Source organism: Segetibacter koreensis DSM 18137 (assembly GCF_000374045.1).
Taxonomy (GTDB): Bacteria; Bacteroidota; Bacteroidia; order Chitinophagales; family Chitinophagaceae; genus Segetibacter; species Segetibacter koreensis.
In genome coordinates this window covers 319,878-346,514 of sequence record NZ_KB893337.1, presented here as the reverse complement: position 1 = coordinate 346,514, position 26,637 = coordinate 319,878, and the positions used below count along the sequence as shown (strand labels likewise).

Annotated in this window: 27 protein-coding genes, 1 tRNA gene and 1 pseudogene; 20 read left to right on the top strand and 9 right to left on the bottom strand. The window is 36.7% G+C overall.

All coding sequences use genetic code 11. The features are described from left to right. The first annotated feature begins 6 nt into the window (after positions 1 to 6). The 11 genes from B154_RS0118020 (at position 7) to B154_RS0117970 (ending at position 8,007) form a co-directional block, all read left to right on the top strand. Complete coding sequence (locus B154_RS0118020) at positions 7 to 687, top strand: hypothetical protein (protein ID WP_018615695.1); 681 nt, start codon at positions 7 to 9, stop codon at positions 685 to 687. Between the two features lie 19 nt (positions 688 to 706). After that, a complete protein-coding gene (locus B154_RS0118015) occupies positions 707 to 1,351 on the top strand; it encodes a hypothetical protein (protein ID WP_157580855.1) in 645 nt (214 codons plus the stop codon). 5 nt (positions 1,352 to 1,356) lie between these two features. Further along, positions 1,357 to 1,986: a hypothetical protein gene (locus B154_RS0118010; RefSeq protein ID WP_018615693.1), complete on the top strand. Its 630-nt coding sequence runs from the start codon at positions 1,357 to 1,359 to the stop codon at positions 1,984 to 1,986. A gap of 12 nt (positions 1,987 to 1,998) precedes the next feature. Next, entirely contained in the window at positions 1,999 to 3,168 is a 1,170-nt protein-coding gene (gene traJ / locus B154_RS0118005; RefSeq protein ID WP_018615692.1) for a conjugative transposon protein TraJ, read from the top strand. Positions 3,169 to 3,180: 12 nt separating this feature from the next. Then, complete coding sequence (traK, locus tag B154_RS0118000; RefSeq protein WP_018615691.1) at positions 3,181 to 3,798, top strand: conjugative transposon protein TraK; 618 nt, start codon at positions 3,181 to 3,183, stop codon at positions 3,796 to 3,798. A 2-nt stretch (positions 3,799 to 3,800) separates the two neighbouring features. Further along, positions 3,801 to 4,229 (top strand): hypothetical protein, encoded by a 429-nt coding sequence (locus tag B154_RS0117995; RefSeq protein WP_018615689.1) that lies wholly within the window; start codon positions 3,801 to 3,803, stop codon positions 4,227 to 4,229. A 4-nt stretch (positions 4,230 to 4,233) separates the two neighbouring features. After that, positions 4,234 to 5,598 (top strand): conjugative transposon protein TraM, encoded by a 1,365-nt coding sequence (traM, locus tag B154_RS0117990; protein WP_018615688.1) that lies wholly within the window; start codon positions 4,234 to 4,236, stop codon positions 5,596 to 5,598. Between the two features lie 13 nt (positions 5,599 to 5,611). Continuing rightward, positions 5,612 to 6,457, top strand: a complete 846-nt coding sequence (gene traN, locus B154_RS0117985) for a conjugative transposon protein TraN (protein ID WP_026260283.1) — start codon at positions 5,612 to 5,614, stop codon at positions 6,455 to 6,457. 37 nt (positions 6,458 to 6,494) lie between these two features. Further along, complete coding sequence (locus B154_RS0117980) at positions 6,495 to 7,298, top strand: hypothetical protein (RefSeq protein ID WP_018615685.1); 804 nt, start codon at positions 6,495 to 6,497, stop codon at positions 7,296 to 7,298. Between the two features lie 78 nt (positions 7,299 to 7,376). Continuing rightward, positions 7,377 to 7,694, top strand: a complete 318-nt coding sequence (locus B154_RS0117975; RefSeq protein ID WP_018615684.1) for a hypothetical protein — start codon at positions 7,377 to 7,379, stop codon at positions 7,692 to 7,694. Next, on the top strand, positions 7,675 to 8,007 hold the full coding sequence (locus tag B154_RS0117970; RefSeq protein ID WP_018615682.1) for a helix-turn-helix domain-containing protein: 333 nt from the start codon (positions 7,675 to 7,677) through the stop codon (positions 8,005 to 8,007). The genes B154_RS0117975 and B154_RS0117970 overlap by 20 nt, the downstream gene beginning before the upstream one ends. Positions 8,008 to 8,295: 288 nt before the next feature. Here B154_RS0117970 and B154_RS0117965 read toward each other — a convergent pair whose 3' ends face one another. Beyond that, complete coding sequence (locus tag B154_RS0117965) at positions 8,296 to 9,450, bottom strand: phage integrase SAM-like domain-containing protein (protein WP_483826380.1); 1,155 nt, start codon at positions 9,448 to 9,450, stop codon at positions 8,296 to 8,298. 360 nt (positions 9,451 to 9,810) lie between these two features. Further along, positions 9,811 to 9,884, bottom strand: a tRNA-Asp gene (locus tag B154_RS0117960). A gap of 128 nt (positions 9,885 to 10,012) precedes the next feature. On the opposite strand from B154_RS0117960, the gene B154_RS0117955 reads away from it, so the two are divergent. The 8 genes and pseudogenes from B154_RS0117955 to B154_RS0117920 all read left to right on the top strand — a co-directional run bounded on the left by B154_RS0117955 (position 10,013) and on the right by B154_RS0117920 (position 19,438). Next, a complete protein-coding gene (locus B154_RS0117955; RefSeq protein ID WP_018615679.1) occupies positions 10,013 to 10,993 on the top strand; it encodes an acetyl-CoA carboxylase carboxyltransferase subunit alpha in 981 nt (326 codons plus the stop codon). Between the two features lie 21 nt (positions 10,994 to 11,014). Continuing rightward, complete coding sequence (gene dapA, locus B154_RS0117950; RefSeq protein WP_018615676.1) at positions 11,015 to 11,917, top strand: 4-hydroxy-tetrahydrodipicolinate synthase; 903 nt, start codon at positions 11,015 to 11,017, stop codon at positions 11,915 to 11,917. A 115-nt stretch (positions 11,918 to 12,032) separates the two neighbouring features. Further along, positions 12,033 to 13,165, top strand: a pseudogene (locus B154_RS33935) (alpha/beta hydrolase). 255 nt (positions 13,166 to 13,420) lie between these two features. Then, positions 13,421 to 14,485 (top strand): M28 family metallopeptidase, encoded by a 1,065-nt coding sequence (locus B154_RS0117940; protein WP_018615674.1) that lies wholly within the window; start codon positions 13,421 to 13,423, stop codon positions 14,483 to 14,485. 132 nt (positions 14,486 to 14,617) lie between these two features. After that, a complete protein-coding gene (locus tag B154_RS0117935) occupies positions 14,618 to 15,946 on the top strand; it encodes a DEAD/DEAH box helicase (protein ID WP_018615671.1) in 1,329 nt (442 codons plus the stop codon). Between the two features lie 322 nt (positions 15,947 to 16,268). Then, positions 16,269 to 18,407, top strand: a complete 2,139-nt coding sequence (locus tag B154_RS0117930; RefSeq protein ID WP_018615669.1) for an elongation factor G — start codon at positions 16,269 to 16,271, stop codon at positions 18,405 to 18,407. 269 nt (positions 18,408 to 18,676) lie between these two features. Next, the gene (locus tag B154_RS0117925) at positions 18,677 to 19,126 is read left to right on the top strand and encodes a hypothetical protein (RefSeq protein WP_018615668.1); all 450 of its coding nucleotides are present in this window, start codon (positions 18,677 to 18,679) and stop codon (positions 19,124 to 19,126) included. A 111-nt stretch (positions 19,127 to 19,237) separates the two neighbouring features. After that, on the top strand, positions 19,238 to 19,438 hold the full coding sequence (locus B154_RS0117920) for a hypothetical protein (protein WP_018615667.1): 201 nt from the start codon (positions 19,238 to 19,240) through the stop codon (positions 19,436 to 19,438). A gap of 275 nt (positions 19,439 to 19,713) precedes the next feature. On the opposite strand, the gene B154_RS0117910 is transcribed toward B154_RS0117920, so the two are convergent. From B154_RS0117910 to B154_RS0117885, 6 genes are all read right to left on the bottom strand, one after another. Continuing rightward, positions 19,714 to 20,280: an RsmD family RNA methyltransferase gene (locus B154_RS0117910; RefSeq protein WP_018615665.1), complete on the bottom strand. Its 567-nt coding sequence runs from the start codon at positions 20,278 to 20,280 to the stop codon at positions 19,714 to 19,716. Next, complete coding sequence (locus B154_RS0117905; RefSeq protein WP_018615663.1) at positions 20,277 to 21,125, bottom strand: DUF3822 family protein; 849 nt, start codon at positions 21,123 to 21,125, stop codon at positions 20,277 to 20,279. Before B154_RS0117905 ends, B154_RS0117910 begins: the two co-directional genes overlap by 4 nt. 93 nt (positions 21,126 to 21,218) lie before the next feature. Continuing rightward, on the bottom strand, positions 21,219 to 21,971 hold the full coding sequence (locus tag B154_RS0117900; protein WP_018615661.1) for a hypothetical protein: 753 nt from the start codon (positions 21,969 to 21,971) through the stop codon (positions 21,219 to 21,221). Then, a complete protein-coding gene (locus tag B154_RS30845) occupies positions 21,972 to 22,337 on the bottom strand; it encodes a dihydroneopterin aldolase (RefSeq protein ID WP_018615659.1) in 366 nt (121 codons plus the stop codon). A 198-nt stretch (positions 22,338 to 22,535) separates the two neighbouring features. Then, positions 22,536 to 23,480: a thioredoxin-disulfide reductase gene (gene trxB, locus B154_RS0117890; RefSeq protein WP_018615658.1), complete on the bottom strand. Its 945-nt coding sequence runs from the start codon at positions 23,478 to 23,480 to the stop codon at positions 22,536 to 22,538. A 198-nt stretch (positions 23,481 to 23,678) separates the two neighbouring features. Beyond that, positions 23,679 to 24,560, bottom strand: coding sequence for a DUF4249 domain-containing protein (locus B154_RS0117885; protein ID WP_018615657.1), 882 nt, complete (start codon positions 24,558 to 24,560; stop codon positions 23,679 to 23,681). 113 nt (positions 24,561 to 24,673) lie between these two features. On the opposite strand from B154_RS0117885, the gene B154_RS0117880 reads away from it, so the two are divergent. Next, entirely contained in the window at positions 24,674 to 25,519 is an 846-nt protein-coding gene (locus B154_RS0117880; protein WP_018615656.1) for an OmpA/MotB family protein, read from the top strand. A gap of 212 nt (positions 25,520 to 25,731) precedes the next feature. Here the strand turns inward: B154_RS0117880 and B154_RS0117875 are convergent, their stop codons facing one another. Next, positions 25,732 to 26,589: a sigma-70 family RNA polymerase sigma factor gene (locus B154_RS0117875; protein ID WP_018615655.1), complete on the bottom strand. Its 858-nt coding sequence runs from the start codon at positions 26,587 to 26,589 to the stop codon at positions 25,732 to 25,734. Positions 26,590 to 26,637 lie beyond the last annotated feature (48 nt).

The window sequence follows — 26,637 nt, the reverse complement described above, 5'->3', positions numbered from 1 at the left end:
ATTCTCATGAAGAGGCTAGGAGTGGTTATAAGTATAATGATGCTTTCATTGATGGCAACTGGTAGTAAAGCATCTGCACAAGAGCCTATTGCAGACATTATAAAGGCCGGAATTAAAAAAGTGATTAGGGCAGTTGATTTAAAGGTTCAAAGACTACAGAATAAAACTATCTGGCTACAGAATGCGCAAAAGGTAACAGAAAATACAATGTCAGAAACAAAGCTAAATGAAATTACAGATTGGGTAGAAAAACAAAGGCAGTTATACAAAGATTACTACGACGAGTTATGGAAAGTAAAAGCTATTATTTCCTACTACAATAGGGTAAGGGAAATAACTGATAAACAAGTCCAACTCGTGGCTGAATATAAACATGCGTGGGGACTTCTCAAACAGGATAAACATTTTACAAAAGAAGAAATTGAATACATGGGAAGGGTATATACGGGCATCTTGGATGAAAGTGTAAAAAATCTTGACCAGATATTTTTAGTAATAAATTCTTTTTCAACCCAGATGTCTGACGCTAAGCGATTAGAAATAATAGACAGGGCATATCAGCAGGTTGAAACAAATTATGGCGACCTCATCAATTTTAATCAGCAAAATGTACTTATGAGTTTGCAACGAGCGAAAACGGAGAATGACATAGCTGTTGTAAGGGAACTGTATGGGCTTGAACAATAAGGTAAAAAAGGACGATAACATGAAAAAAGTTGTCTTGGCTATTCTAATCACATTTAGTTACGAGATAAGCATAGGCCAAACATTTGACGAGTGGTTCAAGCAAAAGAAGACACAGAGAAAATATTTGTTGGAACAAATTACAGCTTTTAAAGTGTACCTCCGATATGTACAAAAAGGATACGTAATAGCGAGGAATGGACTAACAACAATTGGTAACATAAAAAAAGGTGATTTTAATCTCCACGATGATTTCTTTAGCTCATTAAAAAATGTTAATCCGACAATAAGAGAGTATTCTAAAGTAGCGGATATTATTTCATTACATAAACAAGTATTGGAAATTTACAAACAGACTTATAAGTACGTTCAGACAAACCACATATATAGTAAATCTGAGATTGACTTTGTCTCTAAAGTGTTTGCTAATCTCATCAATAGTTGTGGAGATGACATCGATGAGCTTATTGCAGTTATTTCAGCGGGTAAATTGGACATGAAAGATGATGAAAGGCTGGAAAGAATTGAGGGTATTTATAACACTCTTGAGGATAAATATCTATTTGCAAAAAGCTTCGGTGATGAAGCAAAAGTTTTAGCAGTTGCAAGAAGTAAAGAAAAAAATAACATCGAAACAAGCCGCAGCATTTATGGAATTGAAAAATAGCAGTCATGAAAAAAGCAATAATATTCTTATTTCTGAATGTAGGAAATTTAGTACAATTATCAGCACAGTCACAAGAAGCACAGCAGTTATTGTTGAATGTAGAAAGGCTGGCTTATTTAAAGGAAATTCTAACTAATTTAAAAAAGGGATATGTTATTGTAAGCACCGGGTATAATACTATCAAAGATCTGTCTCAAGGAAACTTTTATTTACATAAATCTTTCTTAGATGGCTTACTAGCTGTTAGTCCCGCAGTAAAAAAATATCGCAAAGTCAGAGAGATCATAACCTTTCAGGTTTCAATAGTAAAGGAAAGTAAGAGCGCTTATTCCAGGTTTAGTCGTAATGGAAATTTTAGTATGAACGAACTAAATTACTTAAGTAAAGTTTATTCAAATCTCTTTAATCTTAGCCTGAAAAATTTGGATGCCCTAATAACCATAATTACAGCAAACAAACTTCGCATGTCGGATGAAGACAGGTTAAAAGCCATCGATAACATTTATAATGAAATGCAAGATAAACTAGTGTTTCTTCGTGACTTTAACGATAACACTGCTATACTCGCTATACAAAGAGCCAGGGAAAGAAACGATGCAAAAAGCCTAAAAAATATGTACGGCATAAATTATTAAAAAGCAATGACAATGTATAGAAAATCTGCCCTTTGGGCGGTAATAGGCATCTTATTGCCTGTCTTATCCGAAGCACAAGGATTCTCGGATGACGTAAAGGGATTACATGCTGTGCTGGACCAGTTATACAAAGATATGCTGCCTTTATGCAGCAAGCTTATTGGAGTGGGACAGGGCATAGCAGGATTTGCAGCCACATGGTACATAGCATCAAGAGTTTGGAGAGATATTGCTAATGCAGAACCAATTGATTTGTATCCCTTGTTCAGGCCTTTTGTAATAGGTTTTGCAGTAATGATCTTTCCTTCTGTTCTTGCTATGATTAATGGAATAATGGATCCTACGGTTACTGCTACTGCAGCAATGATGAAAGATTCTGATCAATCTATAGCAGTGCTTCTTAAACAAAAGGAAGAAATGACAAAAGCCTCTGGCGCATGGCAAATGTATATAGGTGAGACTGGATTTGGTGATAGAGATAAATGGTATAAGTACACCTATCCGGATGACAAGAGTGGAAGGGGAGAAGATATGTTTGAAAGCATTGGCAATGACATCAAATTTGCCTTGGCCAAAGTTTCGTACAATTTTAGAAACTCGGTTAAGGAATGGATGAGCGAAGTATTACAATTGTTATATGAAGCTGCTGCACTTTGTATAAATACAATAAGAACTTTCAATTTAATTGTATTGGCAATACTTGGCCCCCTTGTATTTGGAATTGCTGTCTTTGATGGTTTTCAACACACCATTACCGTTTGGATTGCCCGATATATTAATACATTTCTTTGGTTGCCTGTCGCAAACATTTTTGGTTCAATCATAGCGAAGATTCAGGAAAAGATGTTGATACTGGATCTTCAACAGGTGCAGGACACAGGTGATACATTTTTTAGCTCTACGGACATGGCATATCTGGTCTTTATGCTAATAGGAATTGCGGGCTATCTCACCGTTCCTTCAGTTGCTAATTATATTGTTCATGCAGGTGGTGGAAATACTCTTCTTTATAAAGTAAGCAATTTTATGAGCTCTTCCAATAAGCTTGCAGCCAGCACGACAGCAACGTCTGCTGCGACAATGGTTAAAGATGTTTACGGAGATGCTTCTAATATGTTACGAAACGGAGTTGCGGGTTCAAAGGGTAGCGACTATTTCAAAGATAAAATTTCAGGCAAATAAAAAAGATTAGCCATGTTTACGCAAATGAAAAATATAGATACTGCATTTAGGTACGTTCGAATGTTTACATTAATAGTAATTGTTGCCAGTATTATGCTTTGCGGTTTTGTTCTTTATAAAAGTTATCGATTGGTAGGCAGCATGCAGGGCAAGGTGTATATCCTCGCGAATGGGAAAGCGCTTGAGGCTTATGCTTCTGATAGAAAGGATAATATAATTGTAGAAGCTAAGGACCACATTAAAAGCTTCCATCAAAATTTTTTTACTCTCGACCCGGACGAAAAAGTAATTCAAACTAACATAACTAAAGCGTTGTATTTAGCTGATGGTTCTGCAAAAAGAGCTTATGATAACTTAAAAGAGAACTCTTATTATTCTAATATTATTTCAGGTAATATTAGCCAGCAGGTAAATGTCGACAGTATTCAAATAGATATCAATCGATACCCTTACTACTTCCGTTGCTATGCAACCGAAAAAATTATAAGAACTACCAGTATAGTTTTCAGAAGTCTCGTGACAGAAGGCTATTTGCGAAATGTAAGCAGGTCGGATAATAATTCCCATGGCTTCTTAATAGAACGTTGGAATACAATTGATAACAGAGATGTTAAAACAGAAAATCGTTAATCATGTTTCCTTTGAATATATGTAAAAAACAGGAACGATTTTCATCCTTCCTTCATATTCAATTTGAAAAGCTGCCCTCAAATACTAAAAGGTTTATTCTTGTAGGATATTGTTTAGTCTCTTTTAGTATTTCTGCTTACTTAATAATTGTCAGCATTTCTGGTACCCATTCCATACGATCCTTATTTACTACAAGTATAAGAATACCTAAACAAATAATAGCTAAAGAGTATACACAAATAAACCCATCGATAGGTATATCTAAAGATGAGTTTGAAAAAATTAAAAAGTTTAGAGTTTACCTAGACAGTCTTGCTCAAAGCGATTCCGGAAGGAAAATATATGATGGCATTATTAAGAATAGACATGGTCTATTAGACAGCCTGGCTTTCATTGAAAATCTTGTTCAATCACAATCATCCAAAAAATAGAGTTATGGAAACAGAAACATTCTCGCCTCAGCTGTTACGAAAACGTAAGTTTTTACTTGGACTGCCGTTACTGGTATTGCCATTTGTAACCCTGTTATTTTGGACATTAGGTGGAGGAAAGACAAATGATGGTCAGCGTGAACAAGCAGGTTCGAATCAAGGGTTGAACACGCAATTGCCGGATGCCAACTTAAAAGATGATAAGCCCTTAGATAAGTTGAGTTACTATGAAAAAGCCGAATCCGATTCTGCAAAGCTTAAGGGGCTAATCAAGAATGATCCATACTATTCAGGTGAAATAAATTCAGGAAGGAGAGGACCGTTGACAAACGATAGTTTATCAGCTATACGATACAAACCGACATTTTCTTACAGGAGTAACAAAATCGATGCTTACCCTTACGCCAGTACTGATCAAGATTCAAATGAAGCAAAAGTTTATAGCAAGCTTGAACAATTAGATAAAGTAATGAACCAGGTTTCAACAAAGTCTATAAAGAAATCCCGTAATTATGGAAACGTAGAAAGAGTACCACTTCCTTCTATGGGTAGTTCTGAAATCAATCGACTAGAGCAAATGATGACAGTAAACAAACCCGATACTGGTAATGAAGACCCGGAGATGAAGGAATTAAATGGAGTGATGGAAAAGATATTAGACATTCAACATCCTGAAAGGGTGAACGAAAGGATACGACAAACTTCGGAAGCAAATAAGGGGCAGATATTTGAAGTTAATGTTAACGCTAATAATGATTTTAATAGTTTGTTAATAAGTGACAAAGCTGCTTATGAATCCAGGCTTACAACAAATAGATTTTATGCACTGAATGAAGACGTTGATACGAAACTGGTTGTTGAAAATGCAATTAAGGCAGTTGTTTATCAACAGCAAGTACTGGTCGATGGCTCAATCGTAAAGCTAAGGTTGCTGGATGAAATTTTTATTAACGGCAATCTTATTCCTAAGAACAGTTTTGTATTTGGCATGGCAACTTTAAACGGAGAGCGATTAATAGTTAAGATTACTAGTATTCGTTATAAAAATTCTCTTTACCCAGTCGAATTATCTGTAGTTGACATGGATGGTATTGATGGCATTTATATACCTGGAGCAATTACTCATGATTTTGCTAAGAAGGCTACGGAGCGGACGATGCAAGAAATGGGAATTACAACATTAGATCCATCTTTTAAAGCGCAGGCCGCTACTGCAGGATTGGAAGCTGCCAAAACACTATTGAATGGGAAAGCCAAACTTATAAAAGTTATCGTTAAAGCAGGATACCAGGTTTTGCTTAGGGATGAAAAAAAAGCATCATCCCAAATTTTTCAATCTCTTTCCAACAACATCAACTATCAACCATAAATACTCTGCCAAAATGAAACGAATATGTGTAATAATGATAGTTGGAGTATTTTTTCTTTTCACCAGCGATACTTTATTTTCTCAAAGTTCAGGCGGAGAATTTCTTCCTACTATCATAGAACCTTATCCTCTCAAGATAACCTTAAATAAAACTACTAACCTCATTTTTCAATATGCTATAAAAAGTGTAGACAGAGGAAGTGCGGATGTGTTGGCTCAAAAAGCTAAGGGTGTTGAAAATATTTTGTTAGTAAAGGCTGGTAGAGAAAATTTTCCTCAGACAAATCTAAGCGTTATCACAGCCGACGGGAAGCTTTACTCTTTCGTCCTTGATTACGTAAGCAACCCATCTGTGATCAATTTATCTTTTACAAATGGGATGCATGTTGGGCAACCACACTTATTAAAACCGATTTATAACGAAGCTGAAATACAGATAGACGCTGAAAGAATTGCCGGCAAAGGAAAAAAAACACATGGAGTAACAGCTTACAATTACGACGTCAAATTCACTTTGGATGGAATTTATATTAAGACTGATGTAATTTTTTTTAGAGTTAAAATCGCAAATTATTCAAACATCAATTATGATGTAGATATGCTTCGCTTCTTTATTAAGGACGAAAAGAAATCTAAGCGGACAGCAAGCCAAGAACTCCAAGTGGATCCACTCTATGTTTATGGTGATACTTCAACAATAAAAGGCGATGCAACAAACGTAGTCGTTTTTGCTGTACCAAAATTTACTATTCCTGATGACAAGTACTTGTTGATAGAGCTAATGGAGAAAAATGGGGGAAGGAATTTACAACTGTTGGTGCGAAATAGAACAATTATAAAAGCAAAATTACTCTTCTGATTTTCTCGAAATTTCAATCAATTAAAAATTAAATTTTATGAACCAGACAAATTTTGATTACCTAAAAGACCAGGTAAAGTTTACAGGTTTTGGAGAGGCATTAGAAAATGAACTTAAAGAAAGGATTGCAAAGCAATCTCCTGAATTTGCAATATTACATACAGCAAAATTTAGAAACGACACTGCTGATGCTACACTGCACTTCAAAAAATCGGAGCAAAGCGATATGTACTTTTTCAATAAATATGATCTAAGGATGAAAAAGGAAAAAAGTGCAGACAGCATTCAACAAAGCTTTTATATTAATAAGGGTAATAACATTACATTAAAAGAGGCTTACAACCTTATGAGTGGAAGGTCCGTAAATAAAGACTTGATGAATAAGGAAGGGCAGGTCTATAATGCGTGGATGCAGATGGATTTTAAGGAGACTGATGCAAGCGGGAACTTCAAAATAAAACATTATCATCAAAATTACGGTTACGATTTAGAGAAAGTGCTTTCAAATCATCCAATAAAAGAATTGAGTAATGAACAGGATAAATCAAGACTGATTGATTCATTAAATAAAGGCAATAGGCAATCGGTAACGTTTACTGATGATAGAAGAGAGGTTAAATGTTTCATCGAAGCAAATCCTCAATTTAAATCTATTAATGTTTACGATGCTAGTATGCACCGTGTTGTAAATAAGCAATCTAAAAGGGAAACACAGAGTTACGCCCATACCTCAACACACGACGCCAAAAAAGAAAACCACAAGCAAAATGAAGCAGATGATAACCTGGAACTTCCTAAAGCTGTCAAAAATAGTAAAAGGAAGCAAAGGCATGGGATGTGACCTATAATAAGCCATGTCTTATTTGTATTATAAGTAATATGATAATGATTTCAATTAAGAGTATAAAAGTTTTTTGAGATGGAGCAGTTAAATCCGTTATCTGAATTTTTTGCCGCAATCGATGATGACCCTCGCATAAGTATTACGCATATCGGGATATATGCAGCATTACTTCAATATTGGAAGGATCACGATTATAATAGTCCATTTTCGGCCTACAGTTACCAAATAATGAAGTTGGCAAAGATTTCAGCAAGAGCCACTTATCACAAAATTATTAAGGATTTAAGTGAATACGGATATATTAGATATGAGCCTTCTTTTAAACGGAATCAATGCAGTAAGGTGCACATGTTTTACCCGAAGTGTAACTTAAATGAAAATTACAAAAAATGAGGACATGAATAATAGTACCACTACGCCCATCTTGTTTCCTTATAGCCAGGAGGAATTTTGGGAACATATACGTTCAATAATACGGGAGGAAATTTCAAAAATAAAAAAAGAAAAACCCTCAACCCCAGTGTCAGATACACCTGGATTAACTTATTACCCCTTATTTAAAATTGCTGATGTCTGCAATGTCTTCCGTGTTACCCGACCTACAATTTATGAGTGGATAAAGGATGGCAAACTAAAACCATACAAAATTAGACGAAGGGTTTATTTTCTTTGGCAGGATATTCAACAACTATTACCAATTTCATAATGGCTGAGAAGATGGAAGATCTTTATTTCTATTACTACTGCGCTGTTTTACAATGTCATTTTTTGGAAGAAGGTCGGAACCGTGCTAAGTTACAATAATTACCGTTTTTTACACCCTTTATCAAACAAAGATGTTAACCCGGCCAGAGGGTTTAAAAATGATGAAAGCCTTGTCCATTTGTTTTTTTACTTAAATCCCCTTTTCTTCAAATAACTCTCAGATTATTTGTTCTCTCACCTTTCATTTTACTCCTTGATATTGCCTTGCTCGTCCAACTTATGAATCAAATTATGAGACCTTCTTTAGGTCAGTGTCGAATGTTTTCATATCATTTCTTTCCAGCCATAATTCTTTTATCTTTTGTGCGGCCTCCTCAGGTGTGACCCTAATGTATTTGTAAAAGTCCTTTTCATTTTTATGACCACTTATATTCATAATTAATTTTATCGGAGTCCCTGCTAAAAATTCATTGGTACAAAATGATCTTCGGGCCGTGTGAGATGTTATCCAATCATACTTAGGCTTGATTATCTCAATATTTTTATTTCCTCTTTTGTAAGAAAACTTTATTGTTTTACACAGACCAGCTAATTTTCCTATTGTTTTTATGTGGCGGTTAAATTCCGGATTTGTTAGTTGCGGTATTTTTTCTTTGAATTGTTCTGAAAATATAACCTTAGCCTCTTTTCTTAAAGGAATGACAACCCAATGATCTGATTTTTCCTGCTTTTTATACAACATGTCATTTCTTAGATCTTCAGGCTCAAGGATTGAAAAATCAGAAAACCTTAGACCTGTTAAGCAAGCTAAAACAAACAAATCACGGTATTCAGTTAAATAGGGATAACTCGATAAGTTAGCTGTATGCATTTTCTCAATTTCTTCATAGGTTAAGTAAATAGCATCAGATTCTTCTTCCGGGATTCTAAAATCATGGAGATCGATAGGGGCTATTATTTTACGACGAACACGGTCCTTAATAAAAATTCTTAGTTGCTTAATTGTTTTCCCAATTGTATTGAGCTTTAATCCTCTAATGATTGTCTTTCTCCTTCTTTTTACGTAGTCGAAAGTTAAAAAGTCTACAAAGCCCTCGTAAAATTCAAAATCAAAACTACCAAATGTTATCTTTTTCTTTCTATATTCCTCATAAGCCTTCAGTTGTTCTTTCATGCAAGAATAGACACATAATGTAGCTTTCGTAACTTTTTGTTGTTTACACTTGATATAGTCATCTATTTGGAAATACAAGTCCTGATTAACTTTCTTTGTTTCATTGGCCTCAACAGCATCGCTAGTATCCGGAGAAAGTAAGCTGTTGACGTTGAAGTCAGGGTGAAAAATATTCTTTACAAAAGCGCCCCTATTTTGAATTTTATTTTTTAGTGCAAAAGAAACAATGTCCTCTACAATTCTCACCATTCTCCATAACTCATTATTCAACTGGTCGAAATTCCCTAGTGATGAAGGAAGATTGCTTGTAACACACAATTTTTTTTTGTTCCAAAAATTTGGAGGAATGGCAATTTCAGTATTTAAAAGAGTGCGTTTTTCAGAACTGTAACAGTATTGAATGTAAATAAGACTTGTACCATCTCTACGAACAAATTGCCGTTCACATAAGGGTTTGATTGGTAATAACATAATTTACTCGATTTTTTACTCGATTAAGAATATGTCAACCATTGTAAAGATAAAACGAAGAAGGGGCAGGAGACTGTTATAAGAAATTGAAAAACAGGACTTTACTGTAAACCTTTGTAAAATAAAGAAAGGATTACATTGCTGTAATCCTTTGCTAAGCGGACCGGACGGGACTCGAACCCGCGACCTCCGCCGTGACAGGGCGGCATTCTAACCAACTGAACTACCGATCCAATTTCCTCAATAACTTTGTGTACTACTTGTCATTTTGGGATGGCAAAGATAAGGGGAAACATTATTTTCAAACAAAAATTTCTTAAAAAAAATTCAACACTTAATTTTACCATCACAACCAACAGATATGCCCGAATATCCGAACAGACAGTTTTTGAATTTTGAACAACCTATCAAGGAACTTTACGAACAAATTGATCAGACAAAAAAACTTGCCGACAAAAATTCTAAAGTTGATTATACATCCACAATTGTACAGTTGCAGGATTCTATTTTAGAAAAAAGAAAAGAAATTACTCAACACCTTACTCCATGGCAAAGGGTACAGTTAAGCCGGCATCCCGACAGGCCTTATACCCTGAAGTATATTTCTAAAATATTTACAAATTTCGTAGAACTGCATGGCGACCGTAATATGGGCGATGATAAAGCAATGGTAGGCGGTTTTGCCCAGCTTGATGGTGAAACGATTATGGTAATAGGCCAGCAAAAAGGAACAAATACAAAAATGCGGCAGCTGCGCAATTTTGGTATGGCCAATCCTGAAGGTTATCGAAAAGCTTTGCGATTAATGAAACTTGCAGAAAAATTTAATAAACCTGTCATCACTTTGATAGATACCCCCGGTGCTTACCCGGGAATGGAAGCAGAGGAAAGGGGACAAGGTGAGGCTATTGCAAGAAATATTTATGAAATGATTCGCCTTAAAGTGCCGGTAATCTGCATAATTATTGGCGAAGGTGCCAGTGGCGGAGCCCTTGGAATAGGGGTAGGGGATAAAGTATTTATGTTGGAAAACTCGTGGTATACAGTGATCTCTCCGGAGAACTGCAGCTCTATCCTCTGGCGCAGTTGGGATATGAAAGAAAAAGCTGCGGAGCAACTTAGGCTCACATCAGATAATATGTATAAATTTGGCCTGGTAGATGGTATTATTCCTGAACCACTCGGTGGCGCACATTGGGATTATAACGAAGCATCAGCGATTTTGAAAGGGTATATTGCCCCGGTATTACAACAACTAAAACAAATTGACCCCGTACAAAGGGTAAATAATAGAATAGAAAAATTTGGTAAAATGGGCTTTTGGGAAGAACTGCCTGAATAATTAATAACTAACAGATAGCTAATGTCATTAAGAGATACATTAAAAGGAACAGGGGTTGCATTAGTAACTCCCTTTAACCAAAAGCATGAAGTTGATTTTGATGCACTTGGTACAATGATAGATTTTGTGTTACACGGTGGAGTAGAATATTTAGTGGTTCTGGGTACAACCGGTGAAACTCCAACACTTGAGAAGTCTGAAAAAATTGATATAATCAATTACACATATGAAAGGGTTACAAACGCAGTACCTGTTGTGGTGGGAATAGGCGGAAACAATACACGCGAAATAATAAATGAGGTAGAAACTTACCCACTTCAGCAAGCTGCCGCCATTTTAAGCACCAGCCCTTATTACAACAGGCCTTCTCAGCAAGGTATTTTTGAACATTACAAATTAATTTCAGAAGCTGCACCAAAACCGCTGATCCTTTATAATATTCCTGCCCGCACGGGCAGTAATATCTCAGCCGAAACAACAATTCGCCTGGCAAATGAATGTGATAATATTCGTGGTATAAAAGAAGCGAGCGGCAATATCGGCCAATGTTTACACATACTCCAAAACCGGCCTGCCGAGTTTTTGGTGACAAGTGGTGACGACCAGCTTGCACTGCCACTCATAGCAGCTGGTATGGATGGAGTCATAAGTGTCGCCGCTAATTGTTTTCCTAAAGAATTTTCTGAGATGGTGCGTTACTGTCTTCAAAATGATCTATATGCTGGCAGAGGGCTTTTATATAAATTGTTAGACGGTTTCGACTTATTATTTGAAGAAAATAATCCTGCGGGTGTAAAAGCTTTTTTGGCTGAAATGGGTTTGATAAAAAATTACCTGCGATTACCATTAGTGCCATTGAGTGAAAAAGTCCATCTAAAGCTAAAGGAATATTTAAAAGCTTTAAACGAATTTTCAACCGCTTAAAAAAAGCGGTTTTTTTATGCATTACAAATTGTTGTCTCCTTTCGGGCGTTTCTGATTTGCAAAAATTATAAAATCTTTTTACACAGCTTTTTACGAAAAAATTTATTTTAACGGAATGAAGAAAACTTTGTTTTTATTGGTATGCTTTCTTACTCTGATCAAATCTGAAGCGCAGTTTACTTTGCGTCTTCTTGTAAATAGTGTGGCGACGAAGAAGCAGGATGAAATTTATGTTGCTGGTTCTTTTAATAACTGGAATCCTAAGGATGAAAAATATAAATTAAAACCCTTTGGCACAACAAGGCGTGGCATCGTTTTAAAAGATGTTGCTGCCGGAAAATATGAATTTAAATTTACCCGTGGAAGTTTTGATAAAGTGGAAACAACAGCAAAAGGAGAAGATGTGGCAAATCACGAAATTAATGTAAGCGGAGACGTATCTCAAGATTTTACGATCTTGGGATGGAAAGATGATTATCCCAAAAAGCCAAAACCTAATACAGCGACGCGACAGGTTAAAATAATTGACACTGCTTTTTTCATGCCTCAACTCAACAGGACAAGAAGAATTTGGGCTTATCTGCCAAAAGATTACGCAATCGGTAAAAAAAAGTATCCGGTAATTTATATGCAGGATGGTCAGAATCTCTTTAATGAACAGACTGCAGCTTTTGGAGAATGGCGTGTAGATGAAACTGTCGACTCAATAGTAGAAAAGGGTGGAAAAGTGCAATTATTATTGGAATTGATAACGGTTCAGAAAAAAGGATGACCGAATACAATCCCTATTACTATAAAGATTATGGCAAAGGAGAGGGCAACGAATACGTAGACTTTCTGGCACTTACATTAAAACCTTTTATAGATAAAAACTTCCGCACGCTAAAAGACTCTGCCCATACATTTGTTGCAGGCAGCAGCATGGGCGCCCTTATTAGTTTGTATGCTGTGGTCAAATATCCGAATGTTTTTGGAGGAGCAGGCATTTTTTCTCCCGCTTTCGACACAGCGCCAAAAATTTATGATGAGATTGTGGCAGCAAAATGGGGAAACGGTTTCCGCAGGTTTTACTTTTACGCAGGTGGGGAAGAAAGCGAAACAATGGTGAACGATATGGATAAGATGATAGCCGCGATAGAAAAGAAAGGACAGTACGAGACGCACCGGGTAGTGTCTCCTATAGGCAAACACAATGAAGCCGCGTGGTCACGTGAGTTTGGTCACTTCTATACATTTATTATTCGCTAACTATTGGTCACTAAGTTCCCGGTGGTTGTTTTAAAAATATTTCTTTTGATACGAGCATTTGTTTTCATAGCATCATCGTTGCGTCGCATTTCGTTCGTCAGCAAGGCAGTGGGCATCTGTAAGGTTTACTATAGACTGTGCATTGAAAATTACAGCGTTCACTATTTTTTCAAACGGAAAATCTGTCTTTTTATCCTGGTTATAACGCTGTCAAATTTCTCTTATTCCCAAGATGTAAAATACGCTCATAAATTGGTGGACACCTTAACTTCTCCCTATTTCTGGGGCAGGGGTTATACAAAAGACGGAATGAGCAAAGCAGCAGGTTTTATAGCGGGCCGGTTTGCTGAATTAGGTTTAAAACCTTTGACTGGTAACTCTTTTTTTCAAACATTTTCTTATTCTGTCAATACTTTTCCTGACAAGATGCAGGTTAGCATAAATGGAAAAGAATTAATTCCTGGAAAAGACTTTATAATTTCTCCTGATAGCCGGGGCGTCCATTCCCACGGAAATTTGCATCAGCAGGATAGTACACATTTTGTTGATCCTGTAAACAGGATAATTGTTTCACTTGAAGATAAACTGACCTGGTCAGTTGCTTCAAAAGAGGCAGATTATACAATCATTCAGGTAGATAAAAAGCAGTTTTCTGATATACCTAAAACTATTGATGCAGATATTGACAATAAAACGATACCCGATTTCAAAGCTTCAAATGTATGTGGCTTGGTAAAAGGAACGGTAAAGCGGGATTCCGTTATCGTTATTTCTGCTCATTACGATCACCTGGGGGGTATGGGTAAAGACACTTATTTTCCGGGCGCAAATGATAATGCAAGTGGCACTTCTTTGCTCCTTGGTTTAGCTAAGTATTATGCCGCCAATCCTCCGCCTTACACCATTGCTTTCATTTGTTTTGCGGGTGAAGAAGCTGGCTTAAAAGGTTCGAAGTATTTTACAGAAAATCCGTTAATTCCTTTAAAAAATATTCGTTTCTTACTAAACCTCGATCTTGAAGGGACAGGCATTGAAGGCATAACAGTTGTCAATGCAACCGAATTCTCTAAAGAGTTTACTTATTTAAATGAAGCAAATAATGCCGGTAAATATCTTATAGGAATAAATGTTCGGGGTAAAGCTGCTAATAGTGATCATTATTGGTTTACCGAAAAAGGAGTTCCCGCCTTTTTTATCTATACCCTGGGCGGCATTAAAGCTTATCATGACGTTTATGATAAGGCAGAAACGTTGCCATTAAATGAATACGAAGACTTATTTAAACTGATCGTACAATTTAATAATAAGTTGATGAAATAAGTTGGTGAGAGCTTGTCGCTAGACATAATATTAGCGAAATCAAATTATTTTTTTTAATCTATTCTTAGCAACATAAGTTAGAAATCGTGTAGAGGATTGCCATGCACTACCTTTGCGCTTCATTAATCCACTATGAACTTTAAAGATTTTAATCTTAATAAACATTTATTACGTGCTTTGGATGAGTTGGATTATACTACACCAACCACCATTCAGCAAAAAGTCTTTTCTGTAGTTATGGCTGGTGCAGATGTATGTGGAATAGCCCAAACGGGGACAGGTAAAACTTTTGCCTACTTACTTCCACTTCTTAACCTGTGGAAATATTCAAAAGATAAGGACCCCCAAATATTGGTTGTTGTACCAACGCGTGAACTGGTAACACAGGTTGTAGAGTCTGTAAAAAAGTTGGGAACCTATATAAGCGTTGACGTTGTGGGTGTGTACGGGGGTGCTAATATTAATACACAAAAACTTGAACTTCAAAATGGATGTGATGTATTGGTAGCAACGCCCGGCAGGCTATATGACCTGGCAATGGCAGGAGCATTCAAAGTGAAGTCAATTAAAAAACTGGTGATAGACGAAGTGGATGAAATGCTGAACCTTGGGTTTCGCGCACAGCTAAAAAATATTCTTGACCTCTTGCCGCCACGACGTCAAAATTTACTTTTCTCTGCTACACTTATTGAGGAAGTGGAGGAGTTGATGAATGAATATTTTGATAAAGCTGTTAGAATCGAAGCCGCACCAGCAGGAACTCCTGTTGAAAATATTATACAGGAAGCTTATGAAGTTCCAAACTTTTACACAAAAGTAAACCTGCTGAAGTTGTTACTTACAGAAGACAACACCATGACCAAAGTGTTGGTATTTGTGGCTTCAAAAAAACTGGCAGATCAACTGTATGAACAACTGGAGCCCGAGTTTAGCGGTACCATTGGTATCATTCACTCAAATAAGGAACAAAATTACCGGTTCAATACGGTAAGACAATTTAAAGATGGCACATTTAGATTTATCATCGCTACAGATATTATTGCCCGCGGCATTGACGTAGCTGAAGTCTCTCATGTAATCAATTTTGATTTGCCGCAAATTCCCGAAAATTATATTCACCGTATAGGCAGAACGGGGCGTGCAGACAAAAAAGGAATAGCTATTAGCTTTATTACAGAAAAGGAACAGGACCGCCGACAGGCTATAGAAGATGTAATGAAAATGCCAATTCCACTATCTCCCTTACCATCTCACTTGCAAATATCTTCGGTTCTTACCGAAGATGAACAGCCGAAAGTGTATATGAAAGAAATCCAGGTTAAAGTGCCTAAAAAGGAAGAACGGGGTGCATCTTTTCATGATAAATCAGTAAAGAATAGCAAGACAAATAAAAAGACGAGCTATAAAGATCTGATGAAGAAGAAATATGGAAAGCCAATAACGAGGCGCGGAAAGAAGTAAGAAATTTTATGCAAGAGTTTTTTTCAAATGCTTCTCCAAAGGTTTATAAAATGAAACGTGGGGTAATAGTTTTATAAATACGTTTTTTTTGTTATTAGATTTTTCATAATTTGTAACACTTCTTTTAAAGTCTTCATTGCTCACTTATAAAGATTCCTTGTCTTTATAATAAAATGCATAAAAAGATGATTACTGTCATTTATCCTTTTTCGCAGGGTATGTATCATCGTTCAACTTTTACAGCTTGTGTCTTACTCGACTGTAAAATAAATAATCCGTTTATCTCCAATTTTTTTATTCCCTCACCATTAAAACCTTTGCTATGCCAGACTTCGATGCCGCTCACGTTAAAAACATTGTACTGTTGGGTCATTCCGGCAGTGGAAAAACGACTCTCGCTGAAAGCATGCTTTTTGAAGCAGGATTAATTCACAAATGCGGAAGTGTGGAAGAAAAAAGCACAGTGAGTGACTATACTGATATTGAAAAAGAACGAGGTAATTCACTTTCTTCGAAGTTGTTACACGCAAACTGGAAAGGTTATAAGATAAATATATTAGATACGCCCGGGTATGAAGATTTTTTAGGAGAAGTGCTAACAACATTGCGCGTATCGGATACCGGGGTAATGTTGCTAAATGCAAGTGCAGGCGTAGAAGTTGGAACAGATGTAATTTGGGAGTATACTGAGAAGTTTAAAACGCCCGTGATTCTTGTTATTAATCAATTAGATCATCCGAAGGCGGATTATTCGAAAACTTTACAGGAAGCTAAAAATCACTATGGAAATAACGTAGTGGCTGTTCAGTACCCGATTAATCCTGGTTTAGGTTTTAATGCAATAATAGACGTGGTAAATATGGTAATGTACCGGTATACTTCAGGGGGTGGCAAACCCGAAAAGCTGCCAATACCTGAAACGGAAAAAGCAAAAGCCGAAGAAATGCATAAAGAACTGATCGAAGCCATTGCATTAAATGACGAAACGCTGATGGAGCAGTATTTTGCAAAGGGTGAACTGACTGAAGATGAAATGAAAGAAGGTCTCCATCTTTCAATGGTTCGGCATGATCTCTTCCCCGTTTTTTGTTTATCGGCCAAACAAAACAGGGGAGTGGCAAGGCTAATGAGTTACATAGATAATGTTTGTCCACCAGCGTCTGAAATGCCGCCGCAAGTTACTAAAAACGGCACCATAGTCAGTTGTGACGCAGATGGTCCGGCGTGCATTTTCATTTATAAAACGGTAAGTGAGCCACACATTGGCGATCTCAGCTTTTTTAAAGTGTATTCCGGAACTATAAAAAGCGGTATGGAACTGGTAAATGAAAATACAGGCACAACAGAAAAGATAAATCAATTGTTTGTTATCGAAGGCAACAAGCGTATCAATATAAATCAATTGGTGGCAGGCGATATTGGTGCTACTTTAAAGTTGCGCAACTCCCACACCAATAATACTTTACACGAAAAAGGCAAGCAGCTAGAATTGCAATCTGTTGTTTTTCCTGAACCTGTAATGAGTATTGCCATTGCTAATACAAAGAGAGGAGAAGAGGAAAAACTTGCTTCAGCATTGCACCAGTTAAAGGAAGAAGACCCCACCGTGCAGGTCGAAATATCAGCAGAACTTGGACAAACCTTATTGCACTGCCAGGGAGAAATGCATCTTTCAGTTATAAAATGGAAACTTCAGAATATTTATAAGTTGGATGTTCAGTATTCTCAACCTAAGATTGCTTTTAGGGAAACCATCCGCAAAGAAGCTGAAGCAACATACCGCCATAAAAAACAATCTGGCGGAGCGGGACAGTTTGGAGAAGTGGCTATGCGCATTGAACCATGGTACGAAGGGATGCCAGAGCCCCACGGTCTTACTGTTCGTGGTAAGGACGTATATGATCTTCCATGGGGTGGCAAACTAGTGTACTACAATTGTATTGTTGGCGGTGTAATTGATGCTCGCTTTCTCCCTTCTATTCTTAAAGGACTTATGGAAAAAATGCAACAAGGCCCTTTAACTGGTTCTTATGTAAGAGACATTCGTGTTTGTGTTTTTGATGGAAAAATGCACCCGGTAGACAGTAACGATATCTCTTTTAAAATTGCAGGCATGATGGCTTTCAGGCAAGCTTTTCAGCAGGCTGACCCACAAGTACTGGAGCCTATATATGCAGTGGAAGTACGATGCCCTGATGATGTAAGGGGAAGTATAATGAGTGACATTCAGCAACGTCGTGGTATGGTAGAGGGCATGGATACAGAAGGCCATTTTACATTAGTAAAAGCACAGGTGCCACACGCGGAAATGCACCAGTTCGCTTCCACTATTAGAAGTATAACACAAGGCAGAGCAAGATTTAAAATGCGATTTCATCATTATGCGCCTGTATCTTCTGAGATGCAAAGAAAGCTGAGTGAAGCATATAAGAAGGAAGCAGCGGAGATGGCAGAGGTCTAAATAATAACTGGTACTGAAATTTCGATTGACATTCTTTGCCCAAAAATATAACTAACTTAACGTCTTAATCAGGATGTGAAATATTTGCCATTGTTCGAAACTATTAAACCAGGAGGAAAAAAGTTACCATGAGAATCTAAATTCATCCCATAAAGTTTTATTGTACTTAAATTGCCCCGTGATCTCTTACTCTTAGGATTTGGGTAAGACCGAATGGTACAAATTGATAAAAAATTACGTTTAACTATGCTTTTATTGTAAACAAATACATGACATTTAAAGAGAATGTATATAACCAGTGCAAGGAATTACTGAACAATAAAATTCATTTACTCCGTCAAACGCTGAATGATTTAAAGGAAAGTGCGTCAAACGAAACTAAAAGCACGGCGGGGGACAAACACGAGACCGCTTTGGCTATGTTACAGATTGATCAGGAAAATACAAATAAGCAATTGGAAAACCTACTATTACAAAAACTGCTTATTGAAAAGATAATTCCTACTATTCAACCTCAGCGTATTGCAAACGGCACTTTAGTAAAAACAAACAAAGGATATTTGTTTGTAAGCATACCATTAGGCAAAATAACAGTGGAAGGAACTACAGTAATAGTACTTTCACCCCAATCTCCTCTAGGCAGTAAGTTAATAGGGTTAAATATAAATGAAAACACAACTATAAATGGAATGACCTATGTGATTGAAGATATTAAATAAAATTCGTATGCCGAAAATATAATTCTTACCGATAAACATCAATTTTTGTACTCTACATAGTTGGCATAATTGTTACTAAAAAGAATTTATAAGCACTAAAGTAAAAATTATATGAGGTATCAATTTTCGGATTTTTTGGAAGGGAATTACGATCAATTAAAGCCTTTTTTAGAAGCGGGAGAAGAGCTGAGCAAAAAAGAAATTCTTGAAAAATGTTCAGGAGAAATTGATTATGATTTGCTTCAGCAAATCAAAGAACTGGAATTTGAAAAAATTGGAAAAACAGATAAAGATCAATTATACCTCGTTTAAGGCCTTCATTATTCGATACTTACTTTCTGTCTAAAACAACTGTTTTACTTTTTATCTCATTCCTTTCAATCATTTCTATTGTAATTCCACAACTTTCAAAATTCAAATACCCTTTAAAATTTAAGAACATTATTCTTCAATATAAAAAGGTCTTTAATCATTTTGATTTTTTTTGATACGAGCTTAAAATCTGTAAATAACATTTGTTGCGTCGCATTTCGTTCATCTGCATCGCTTCGTTCAGGCGTTTCTCGAAATTTACGTTAGTTCTAATTTCAATCTTCTTTCTCCTCATTTCTTTCGCCTTCGCTTGTAAAAAATGAGAACACAGTTGTACCATAATTACGTTGAAACTCAAAACCCGGAAATTTCTCATAAGCATTTCGTGGCGTATGCTCCAGGACAAAATATCCGCCTTCGGCGATGAGTTTTTTTTCGACTATGATTTTAGGTAATTCATCTATCGTGCCTAATGCATACGGAGGGCCGGCAAAGATAAAATCAAACTTTTCACTGCAGGAAGCGAGGTAAGAAAACACATCTAAGCGAAGAACTTTATAATTACTCACTTTCAGCATTTCCATGTTTTTTTTAATGAACTCGTACATTGTTGCATCTTTCTCTATTATGGTAAGGTCGGCAGCGCCTCTTGATGCAAGTTCATAACTGATGCTTCCTGTACCACCAAAAAGATCAAGTGTTTTAATGCCCTCGAGATCTATACGATGCTGTATAATATTAAAAAGACCTTCTTTAGCCAGGTCTGTAGTTGGCCTGGTATGAGGCATACTTGCGGGTGGATTTATTTTTCTTCCGCGAAATTCACCTGATATTATTCTCATAAAGCAAGATTAAAGAAAGGCGTGAAGTAATGCAATGGATATTCTTTAATATCAATCAACATCTTTGAAGATTGAACATTCTGTACTTCTACGTGCCTGAAGTAAGTTATTAAATCCCGGTATAAAGTGAAATGAAGGTCAATCATCCCACTTATTTCGAGTATAACTGTTTCCCTATTCAGTTCAAACCGTTCTGCAATATTCAATAAATAATACAATACGTCTTCAGGTGCCTGGTACATAAAAGACTGGATGAGTTGCAGTTTTTCGTCTTTAGCTACCGTTACAATGAGAAAAGTGTTATAAAAGTGAATATAAATACATTCGGAAGGGTAGGCCAGTAGATCAGAAACAATTGTTTTTATAATATTTGAATAGGTGTGACGAAAAGTGACTTTTTTAAATTTATCCTGTACAATACGTAATAAATCTTCTGATACACGGTATGCATTCATCATTCCGGGTTCTATCGGTAAATGGTCGAAATGGATTGCAGAATTAGAATCATCTCCAAAAATAACGTCGAGGTAATCCCCCGCTATTTCAGTATTAAACTTAAATACCGGAACAAGCAAACTCAATTCATTGTTTATAAAAACAACAGTTCCGGGGTAGTCTTTGTCAAGAAGCTTTGATTGTGCTGCGATTGCCGCAAAAAGCTTTGAAAAGTCAGTAGCTTCATTTTCAGTAAAATTAAATAATTCAAAAGCTGATATGCTTTTAGTATGCTCGTTTGTATTGATACAAGCCATGTGGGTACGGCCAACTTCTAAAACAAGCCTGTCATGTATGTCTGATATGCCTTCCTCCCCCGAACTATAAATACTAAAACTCTTATTAGACATGAAATTTTGATTGCAACTGCAATTATACTAAAAAATAATCCGGTAGTTGATTAACATAATTAGCTAATTAAAAGCAGGTAGGTTTACAAAGATTTATTGCATTTCAGAAAGCATTTTTTTTCCCTCTGATTTTAAAGCCACGTCATCTTCTGTTCTCGTCGGCAGCTTTACCAGTTGATTAAGTACCTCAATTGCCTGTGCAGGTTTGTGATCGTATTTATAAGCTTTTGCAAGGTCTAGATAGTTAAGAACAAAATACGGCTCAAGGGTTTTACTCCTTTCCATGTATTTGTACGCGTTTTCGATTGTGGCTTTTGGCATACCTCCAAACAAAACTTTTACGGCAGCTTTTTTTGCCCACGATAATGTCAGCACTTCAAAATTCCATTTACCCAAAATGTAATATGCTTTTCCGTGGTTAGGATTTATAGAGAGAGCTTTGTCTGAAAAAGTTTTGATGTCTTTTACATCTTCAACCAGCTTTTTATTGTCTGTCTCCACCTCTGTTAATTTACCCGCAGCTACTGCTCTCACGTAATAAGCATCTGCATTGTTTGAGTCAATAGAGATAGCTTTATCTGCATAATCTCTCGCCTGGTTGTAGTAGCTTGTTTTAGCATTTTTATCCGCTTGTCTTGCACCGACCGCAGAAGAAAGCTCACTGCTTCTCACCAAAGCCGTGATATTGTTTTTATCTGTTGCCAATACTTGCTTATATTTCGCCAAAGCTGCTTCTTCTTTTAGCGATCTTTCTAAGTTTGTGGCTTCTTTTAAAAGTACGTTTACATCCTGAGAAAAAAGCTGGACAGACAGCATTACAAACACAAGCACAAAAATTTTCTTCATTTAATTTCTTTTTACTTTAAAAGTAACTCCAACCGATCCTTCAAAATTTTCGATAGGTGGATGCAATTTATATATAGAAATCTCTACCTCTGTAACTACTGAAAATTTTGCAATTATTTCACTTGCGATTTCGCTTGCAAGCGTTTCCAGCAAAAAAACGGGCTTCTTCATCCGGTTTTTCACAATAGCAAATAAAGAGGTATAGTCTAATGTGTCCTGTATGTTTAATATCGGCAACTTATCCGGTAAATAATGAGTTGTCAGGTTAATTTCAAATTCTCCTCCCGCTATTTCCTCTCCTGCATTCAAGCCATGATAGCCAAATAACCTTACTTTCTGTAAATGAATTTGCATTTCGGCATTCATTGGTAAAATGTCTTTTAATTACTCAGGACTAGGATAAAGAGATGAAGATTAAATGAAAACTTAATCAGGTTACTCTGTCATTGTTATCAATGACGGAAATAACCTGATTAATCTTCTTTATCTAAACCTCTGACCTTTTGACAAAAGAATATTTATTAAAACAAAAACAAATAAATAGGCTAGAAGCTATAATTCAATTTAAAGCTCACCTTGCAACATCAGGTATTTTTCTGCATCCAAGGCAGCCATACATCCACTTCCGGCAGCTGTAACAGCTTGGCGGTAGTGTTTATCTTGTATGTCTCCAGCGGCGAAAACTCCTTCAATATTCGTTCTTGAAGTACCTGGAATAGTGGTGATATAACCGCTTTCATCCATATCAAGCCATCCTTTAAAAATTTCACTATTAGGCTGATGCCCAATTGCTACAAAAAAGGCACTGACCGGTATTTCTAATAACTCATTGGTAAGGTGGTTTTTAATCCTTACCGCTTCAACCTTATTTTCACCCAATACTTCATCAGTTGAGGAGTTCCAGTAAACTTTTATATTCGGCGCTTTTAATACCCTGTCCTGCATAATTTTAGATGCCCGCATTTTGTCGCTCCTTACCAACATATGTACTTTGCTGCAGAGCTTGGATAGATACAAAGCTTCTTCTGCAGCAGTATCACCACCACCAACAATGGCAACTTCTTTCCCTTTAAAGAAAAAGCCGTCACACACTGCGCAAGCACTTACTCCATATCCATTTAAACGTTGCTCGCTTTCAAGCCCCAGCCATTTTGCTGAAGCGCCTGTACTTACGATGACTGTGTCTGCTAATATCAGTTTTTCTTCATCTATCCATACCTTGAACGGTGGTTCCATAAAATCTACTTTCGTAGCTAATCCGTACCTGATGTCGGCACCCATGCGAGTTGCCTGCTTTTCGAATTGTATCATCATTTCGGGGCCTGAAATCCCATCAGGGTAGCCCGGGTAATTTTCCACCTCTGTCGTGATAGTCAATTGGCCTCCAGGTTGAATGCCCTGGTATAGTACCGGCTTTAAATTAGCACGTGCAGCATAAATAGCTGCACTATAACCTGCTGGTCCTGACCCTATAATCAAGCATTGAACTTTTTCTGTATTATTTTCCATTCTTTCTTTTTATAATAAAACAATCATAATAAACCATACACTGGCAAGACCGATCAACATCCTAAAAAATCAAAATTGCTGTTTTTTTTTATTAGGGTACAAGTATTCAACAAAACAATTCGAATAACTTTACAAAATCCGGTCCCAAAAATAAAAACCTTACAATTGACAGGCTTTCGATTTTTGTAACATTTACATTTACTTTGGGATTACCAGGGTCTTGTATTGTACCCCGTAGCCACAAAAAGCCCCTAACGCTTCATTACTAACATTTCCCAAAACTTTAACCGGGCTCGAAAAGGGATTGCCAACACTTTGATAAGCAAACTCGAGGGTCCGCCAAAAATCAAAAGTTGCTTTATCAATATTTGCGAATTTAACAGTTACGGTATCACCCTTTTTAAAAAATCCATACTCATCCTGCTTAGGAGGATCATTACGGTTGATTCCCCTGTCAATTTGAAAATCGTACGTTGTTCCATCTGTCAATTGGTCATCGAAGACAGAAATGGCCCCAGGTAAGTATGGATTATTGTTGACTTTCGTAAAATACCTGAGATAATTTCCATATCCTTTAGGATCAGTAAATTTTCCCATTAATACTACTTTTGTTGTATCGCTGTTGTGTGGCGCCGGTTTCCACCAAATGCTATCAAGGGTTTTTGTAACCCGAGGAATTGTAGTAACAGAAGTGTATTGATTATCGTTATATTCAATTTGAAGTTTATAAGTTTTACCGGTTTCACCTATTATAGAAGACGAACTGGCTGACGTATCGCTACTATAATAAGTTAGCTCATAAAGACCTCCTATAGACTGATGGTACTCTTTTAAAGTAGTAGTAGTTACTCCATTGGAAAGAGTAACTTTTGCGTTTGTTACAATGGAAGCAACTAATATTTTCGGATCAATTTTGCTAAAATAATTAAGAGAATTACTTAATAGAATAAAAGGCCGTTGTCCATTTTCTATAGTTCCATCAACTACCAGAAGAGGCTTTTGCGACTCTGGTTGAATGTTTATAGATTTTTCACAACCAGCAAAAATAAAGATGAGAAGAAGGTTGTAAAAATTTTTCATCGTGCAAAATTACACATACAATTTCAACAACCCGCATTTTTGAAATAGGTGATAATCGTTTAATTATTAATAACTTGGCATAATAATTTCATTAAAACTTTAAAATATAGCTTATGCAATTAAAACTTTTATCAGTATCTGCGCTGCTTATCGCCTCTGTCTTGTCTATAAGTTCATGTGTACCTAAAAGACAGCTTTTATCAGCGCAGGAAACAGTAAAAAGATTACAATCTGACAGTACTCAATTTGCCACCCGTGTAAGTTCTTTGGAGCAAAGTGTAAGCCAGTTAGAAAGTAACAAGTCGGACCTGCAAAAGCAATTAGAGGCTACACGTACCGAGGCGACCAGTCGCTTACAAGATGCATCATCCAGGCTTAACATGAGTCAGCAGCAGATCGCCGAACAGCAACGCCGGCTAGAGCAACTCCAGGCTTTGATAGACCAGCAAAGGAAAAACACGCAGGAATTGAGGGCTAAAATAAATAATGCACTGACAGGTTTTAGTTCAAATGAACTTACTGTTTCTACAAAAAATGGTAAGGTATATGTAAGTCTCCAGGAAAATTTACTTTTTCCATCGGGAAGTGCGGTAGTAAATCCTAAAGGCAAACAGGCACTAAGCAAACTTGCAGATGTATTAAATGCAAACAACGACATCAATGTAGAAATTGAAGGCCATACAGATTCTATTCCAATCAGGGGTAAGTTTAAGGACAATTGGGATTTGAGTGTGGCCAGGTCAACTGCAATTGTACGTATTCTAACTGAAACTTATAAAGTTGATCCTACGCGTGTTACAGCTAGCGGCCGTAGTCGCTGGGAGCCTGTAGAAAGTAACGCGACTGCCGAAGGAAGAGCAAAAAACCGTCGTACAGAAATTATTTTAGAGCCAAAATTAGACCAGTTGATGCAACTTATTCAATCTGACAGTACTGCTCAACCTACGTCGTCTCAGTAACGGAATGATAAATTTTTAGGCAAAAAAGCTGTTTCATTAGAAATGGCTTTTTTGTTATCAGGGAAATAGCTACTTCTTTGTTTATGAGGTTTTATTCTATTAATGATATATATAGCAGTAAAACTTACTCATCGCCTTATATTACCAGACTTTCATACACAAAAAAAGCCACTTCAAAATAAAGTGGCTTTTTTACAAATAAATTATTGTTCTTACCCCAGGTATGCTTTTAAAGCATTGCTATAACGCGCTTTTTGCAGGCGTTTAATAGCTCTCTCTTTTATCTGGCGAATACGCTCTTTTGTAAGATCGTATTTCTGACCGATCTGCTCGATAGTAACTCCGTTTTCACCATCTAAACCAAAATATGCGTTTACAATTTCAGCCTCTCTTGGAGAAAGAGACTTAAGTACGCGGCGGATTTCTTCTCTCAGGCTATCTTTCATCACATCGTCATCTGTGTCATCGCCACCTTCCAGTAAATCACCCATAGCCACATCTTCAGCCTCATGTACCGGCGCGTCTAATGATGTATGACGCGTATTGCTCTGAAAAATATTGTTGATTTCAGTTTCGCTCATCTCCAGAATGTCCGCTAATTCTTCAGTACTAGGCTCTCTCTCATGCTCTTGCTCAAAAGCCATATAAGCTTTATTTGCCTTATTATAAGTACCGATTTTATTTTGTGGCAATCTTACCAGTCTGCCTTGCTCAGCCAGAGCTTGTAAAATAGATTGACGAATCCACCAAACTGCATAGGATATGAATTTGAAGCCTTTTGTTTCATCAAAACGTTGAGCCGCTTTAATTAAACCAAGATTACCTTCATTTATCAGATCACTAAGGGACAAACCCTGGTGCTGATATTGTTTTGCTACAGAAACTACGAACCGCAGGTTAGCTGTTGTTAACCTTTCAAGAGCTCTCTGATCTCCCATTTTTATTTTTTGAGCAAGAATGGTCTCCTCTTCAGGAGTGATCATGGGGATTTTAGAGATTTCCTGCAGATATTTTTCTACTGCCTGAGAATCGCGGTTGGTAATTTGGGTAGCAATTTTGAGTTGCCTCATAATGTAAAATATTTTAAAATTTTAAAAACCTTTAACAACAAGTGTATA

Excerpts from the sequence above, each read along its gene's own strand:
- B154_RS0118020 (WP_018615695.1), top strand. The coding sequence starts at position 7 with ATGAAGAGGCTAGGAGTGGTTATAAGTATAATGATGCTTTCATTGATG.
- B154_RS0118015 (WP_157580855.1), top strand. The coding sequence starts at position 707 with ATGAAAAAAGTTGTCTTGGCTATTCTAATCACATTTAGTTACGAGATA.
- B154_RS0118010 (WP_018615693.1), top strand. The coding sequence starts at position 1,357 with ATGAAAAAAGCAATAATATTCTTATTTCTGAATGTAGGAAATTTAGTA.
- traJ (WP_018615692.1), top strand. The coding sequence starts at position 1,999 with ATGTATAGAAAATCTGCCCTTTGGGCGGTAATAGGCATCTTATTGCCT.
- traK (WP_018615691.1), top strand. The coding sequence starts at position 3,181 with ATGTTTACGCAAATGAAAAATATAGATACTGCATTTAGGTACGTTCGA.
- B154_RS0117995 (WP_018615689.1), top strand. The coding sequence starts at position 3,801 with ATGTTTCCTTTGAATATATGTAAAAAACAGGAACGATTTTCATCCTTC.
- traM (WP_018615688.1), top strand. The coding sequence starts at position 4,234 with ATGGAAACAGAAACATTCTCGCCTCAGCTGTTACGAAAACGTAAGTTT.
- traN (WP_026260283.1), top strand. The coding sequence starts at position 5,612 with ATGAAACGAATATGTGTAATAATGATAGTTGGAGTATTTTTTCTTTTC.
- B154_RS0117980 (WP_018615685.1), top strand. The coding sequence starts at position 6,495 with ATGAACCAGACAAATTTTGATTACCTAAAAGACCAGGTAAAGTTTACA.
- B154_RS0117975 (WP_018615684.1), top strand. The coding sequence starts at position 7,377 with ATGGAGCAGTTAAATCCGTTATCTGAATTTTTTGCCGCAATCGATGAT.
- B154_RS0117970 (WP_018615682.1), top strand. The coding sequence starts at position 7,675 with ATGAAAATTACAAAAAATGAGGACATGAATAATAGTACCACTACGCCC.
- B154_RS0117955 (WP_018615679.1), top strand. The coding sequence starts at position 10,013 with ATGCCCGAATATCCGAACAGACAGTTTTTGAATTTTGAACAACCTATC.
- dapA (WP_018615676.1), top strand. The coding sequence starts at position 11,015 with ATGTCATTAAGAGATACATTAAAAGGAACAGGGGTTGCATTAGTAACT.
- B154_RS0117935 (WP_018615671.1), top strand. The coding sequence starts at position 14,618 with ATGAACTTTAAAGATTTTAATCTTAATAAACATTTATTACGTGCTTTG.
- B154_RS0117930 (WP_018615669.1), top strand. The coding sequence starts at position 16,269 with ATGCCAGACTTCGATGCCGCTCACGTTAAAAACATTGTACTGTTGGGT.
- B154_RS0117925 (WP_018615668.1), top strand. The coding sequence starts at position 18,677 with ATGACATTTAAAGAGAATGTATATAACCAGTGCAAGGAATTACTGAAC.
- B154_RS0117920 (WP_018615667.1), top strand. The coding sequence starts at position 19,238 with ATGAGGTATCAATTTTCGGATTTTTTGGAAGGGAATTACGATCAATTA.
- B154_RS0117910 (WP_018615665.1), bottom strand. The coding sequence starts at position 20,280 with ATGAGAATAATATCAGGTGAATTTCGCGGAAGAAAAATAAATCCACCC.
- B154_RS0117905 (WP_018615663.1), bottom strand. The coding sequence starts at position 21,125 with ATGTCTAATAAGAGTTTTAGTATTTATAGTTCGGGGGAGGAAGGCATA.
- B154_RS0117900 (WP_018615661.1), bottom strand. The coding sequence starts at position 21,971 with ATGAAGAAAATTTTTGTGCTTGTGTTTGTAATGCTGTCTGTCCAGCTT.
- B154_RS30845 (WP_018615659.1), bottom strand. The coding sequence starts at position 22,337 with ATGAATGCCGAAATGCAAATTCATTTACAGAAAGTAAGGTTATTTGGC.
- trxB (WP_018615658.1), bottom strand. The coding sequence starts at position 23,480 with ATGGAAAATAATACAGAAAAAGTTCAATGCTTGATTATAGGGTCAGGA.
- B154_RS0117885 (WP_018615657.1), bottom strand. The coding sequence starts at position 24,560 with ATGAAAAATTTTTACAACCTTCTTCTCATCTTTATTTTTGCTGGTTGT.
- B154_RS0117880 (WP_018615656.1), top strand. The coding sequence starts at position 24,674 with ATGCAATTAAAACTTTTATCAGTATCTGCGCTGCTTATCGCCTCTGTC.
- B154_RS0117875 (WP_018615655.1), bottom strand. The coding sequence starts at position 26,589 with ATGAGGCAACTCAAAATTGCTACCCAAATTACCAACCGCGATTCTCAG.